The organism is Pseudomonas sp. 8 R 14 (assembly GCF_900005955.1).
GTDB classification, from domain to species: Bacteria; Pseudomonadota; Gammaproteobacteria; order Pseudomonadales; family Pseudomonadaceae; genus Aquipseudomonas; species Aquipseudomonas marginalis.
Window position 1 is genome coordinate 1 of sequence record NZ_CVTH01000046.1, and the last position, 3,637, is coordinate 3,637.

The 3,637-nt window shown below is 56.8% G+C and carries 3 protein-coding genes; 1 reads left to right on the forward strand and 2 read right to left on the reverse strand.

Annotated elements, in window-relative coordinates; translation table 11 throughout:
- The first annotated feature begins 70 nt into the window (after positions 1–70).
- Positions 71–1,290 (forward strand): IS3 family transposase gene (locus BFQ01_RS31305; protein WP_370467938.1). Its coding sequence is split into 2 segments (ribosomal slippage): positions 71–416 and positions 416–1,290, totalling 1,221 coding nucleotides; the frame shifts between segments, so codons are not numbered across the junction.
- Here the strand turns inward: BFQ01_RS31305 and BFQ01_RS09715 are convergent.
- Together BFQ01_RS09715 and BFQ01_RS31310 are read right to left on the reverse strand one after the other, a co-directional pair.
- The gene (locus BFQ01_RS09715) at positions 1,282–2,337 is read right to left on the reverse strand and encodes a site-specific integrase (protein WP_141691267.1); all 1,056 of its coding nucleotides are present in this window, start codon (positions 2,335–2,337) and stop codon (positions 1,282–1,284) included. The genes BFQ01_RS31305 and BFQ01_RS09715 overlap by 9 nt on opposite strands.
- A 10-nt stretch (positions 2,338–2,347) precedes the next feature.
- Positions 2,348–3,567, reverse strand: a protein-coding gene (locus BFQ01_RS31310) for an IS3 family transposase (protein ID WP_370467938.1) whose coding sequence is annotated in 2 segments (ribosomal slippage) — positions 2,348–3,222 and positions 3,222–3,567 — 1,221 coding nt in all. Because the reading frame shifts where the segments join, the coding sequence is not laid out codon by codon here.
- Positions 3,568–3,637: the final 70 nt, after the last annotated feature.

Here is a 3,637-nt window from a genome sequence, read left to right on the forward strand (position 1 = left end):
TGAACGAGCCCCATGAAAGACAGGACACCGTTTCCCCCTTACGATAAGGGATAGGCAAACGGTTATGTTTATGACTAATAGCAACGACAAGAGTGGGGAGCTTTTGGGCCAGGAGCGGCGGCGCCGCTGGAGCCCGGAGCAAAAACTGGCCATGGTTCGCGAGAGTCTTGAGCCAGGGCAAAGCGTTTCGGTGGTCGCTCGACGCAACGGCATCAATGCCAACCAGCTGTTCCTATGGCGCAAGTTATATCAGGACGGCAGTCTGTCGGCGGTCAGTGCCGGTGAAGCCGTTGTGCCCGCCTCGGAGTTGAGCGATGCGCTCAAGCAGATCCGTGAACTGCAACGGATGCTGGGCAAGAAAACGATGGAAGCAGAAATCCTCAAAGAGGCCGTGGAGATCGCCCGGTCGCGAAAATGGATTGCGCACTCACCCTTGTTGCCGGGGGACGACCAGTGAAGCTGGTCAGCGAATGTCTCGGTGTGGCGCGCTCGCAATTAACGGTTCGAATCAAGCAATCGGTATCGCTCAAAGTACGGCGCCGCAGGCCTGTGGACGATGCTGATCTGGTGGTTGAAATCCAGCAACAGATCAGCGAACTGCCCAGCTATGGCTACCGTCGTGTTTGGGGATTGCTGCGTCGTGCCCGTGAAACCCAGTCGCTGCCGGCGATCAATGTGAAACGGGTTTACCGGGTCATGCGCGATCACGACCTGCTGTTGGCGCGGCGCATCAAACAGCCCGGCGTGCCGCGTCGGCACGAGGGTCGTATTGCGGTGCAAACCAGTGATACGCGTTGGTGCTCGGACGGCTTTGAGTTCCGCTGTGAGGACGGCGCCAAACTGAGCGTGACCTTCGCCCTGGATTGCTGTGACCGCGAAGCCATCGGCTGGGTCGCGAGTCCGACCGGGTACAGCGGCGATGACATCCGCGACTTGATGCTGGAGAGCGTAGAGAAACGCTTCGGTGATCAACTGCCTGCAACGCCGGTTCAATGGCTAAGCGACAACGGCTCGGCGTACACCGCCGAACAGACACGCCTGTTTGCTCGACAGATCGGTTTGCAGCCGGTGACCACCCCGGTGCGCAGCCCGCAGAGCAACGGCATGGCCGAGAGCTTCGTGAAGACGATCAAACGTGACTACGTTGCGCACATGCCCAAGCCGGATCGAGAAACGGCGCTGCGCAACCTGGCAATTGCCTTCGAGCATTACAACGAGCAGCATCCGCACAGCGCCTTGAACTATCGCTCACCGAGGGAGTTCAGGCGCTTGGCAGCAGCATCAATTTGACGGGGAGTTGGTGTCCGGTTTTGTAGGGGCAAGTCCATCAAGCTCCGACCCGCCATTACCGTAGCAATAGCCACGCCCTACACTAACAATTGCAATCTTTTGAGAGGCCATCACTTCAAAGATGTCCTCTCTGCTATAGCCGGCTGCCATATACCCCTGGAAGAGATTCTGGAGATTAGCCTTATGCGCCTCGGCGTTCACGCCAGCGTAGTTGGCATCAGGGTCGTACAGGCTCTTGACTGACTCCAGTTCCGCCTGATGACGGAGCTGGGTGGGCTGCCCTTTTTTGGCTCCTCCCTTGGCCAGCATGTCTCCAATCTCACCATAGGCGAGGGTTGTCTTACTGAAGCCCTTGGTCGGATCAGGACTGCCAGTGATCTCACCAAAATGCTTGAGCTGGTGAGAAATGAACGGCAATCCCAAGTCGGCTCTGTACAAGTGATATGCAAGCGTATGTCGAAGCATGTAGGGATAGAAGTGCCCCGCCTTCTGCCCCTCTGGAGTGATCCGACCAAAAAACTTGGTCATCATCGGTAGAATGGTGAGTGCTGGCTTAGCCACCTTACCCGGCTCCGTAGTAAACGCACCGGAGAACAGGTAGGGATTATTTTTGTACTTGCTAATCAGTGCCCCTACACGCATCGCATCGCGCACGATGGGAATCGCTACCCACAGGTCATCGAACAACATCACAGAGTTTTCCTGATGTTTCATGACCTGACTTTGAATAGTCCACAAGTCTTTGCTGGTTTCTTTAGGCGGTCGATTCACATCGACCTCAGCGAGTTCAGATGGGCGCATACCTGTGTACTGAGCCACAATGTACTGGGTGCAATAACTTATGAAGTTTAAATAGTCCCGAAAATCATCGTCAAACGACAAGCCTTTAGCGGCGAGCTTTCTGAGCGTAGTAGTTCCCTCGTAGTCAAACAGGCTTTCGACCATCGGATTGGTGTAGCCAATTGCAGCCACAACCTCTTGCTTGGTGTAACCCTTATTCATTAGCCTTTTGTAAATATATGGACTTGCCCCTACAAAACCGGACACCAACTCCCCGTCAAATTGATGCTGCTGCCAAGCGCCTGAACTCCCTCGGTGAGCGATAGTTCAAGGCGCTGTGCGGATGCTGCTCGTTGTAATGCTCGAAGGCAATTGCCAGGTTGCGCAGCGCCGTTTCTCGATCCGGCTTGGGCATGTGCGCAACGTAGTCACGTTTGATCGTCTTCACGAAGCTCTCGGCCATGCCGTTGCTCTGCGGGCTGCGCACCGGGGTGGTCACCGGCTGCAAACCGATCTGTCGAGCAAACAGGCGTGTCTGTTCGGCGGTGTACGCCGAGCCGTTGTCGCTTAGCCATTGAACCGGCGTTGCAGGCAGTTGATCACCGAAGCGTTTCTCTACGCTCTCCAGCATCAAGTCGCGGATGTCATCGCCGCTGTACCCGGTCGGACTCGCGACCCAGCCGATGGCTTCGCGGTCACAGCAATCCAGGGCGAAGGTCACGCTCAGTTTGGCGCCGTCCTCACAGCGGAACTCAAAGCCGTCCGAGCACCAACGCGTATCACTGGTTTGCACCGCAATACGACCCTCGTGCCGACGCGGCACGCCGGGCTGTTTGATGCGCCGCGCCAACAGCAGGTCGTGATCGCGCATGACCCGGTAAACCCGTTTCACATTGATCGCCGGCAGCGACTGGGTTTCACGGGCACGACGCAGCAATCCCCAAACACGACGGTAGCCATAGCTGGGCAGTTCGCTGATCTGTTGCTGGATTTCAACCACCAGATCAGCATCGTCCACAGGCCTGCGGCGCCGTACTTTGAGCGATACCGATTGCTTGATTCGAACCGTTAATTGCGAGCGCGCCACACCGAGACATTCGCTGACCAGCTTCACTGGTCGTCCCCCGGCAACAAGGGTGAGTGCGCAATCCATTTTCGCGACCGGGCGATCTCCACGGCCTCTTTGAGGATTTCTGCTTCCATCGTTTTCTTGCCCAGCATCCGTTGCAGTTCACGGATCTGCTTGAGCGCATCGCTCAACTCCGAGGCGGGCACAACGGCTTCACCGGCACTGACCGCCGACAGACTGCCGTCCTGATATAACTTGCGCCATAGGAACAGCTGGTTGGCATTGATGCCGTTGCGTCGAGCGACCACCGAAACGCTTTGCCCTGGCTCAAGACTCTCGCGAACCATGGCCAGTTTTTGCTCCGGGCTCCAGCGGCGCCGCCGCTCCTGGCCCAAAAGCTCCCCACTCTTGTCGTTGCTATTAGTCATAAACATAACCGTTTGCCTATCCCTTATCGTAAGGGGGAAACGGTGTCCTGTCTTTCATGGGGCTCGTTCA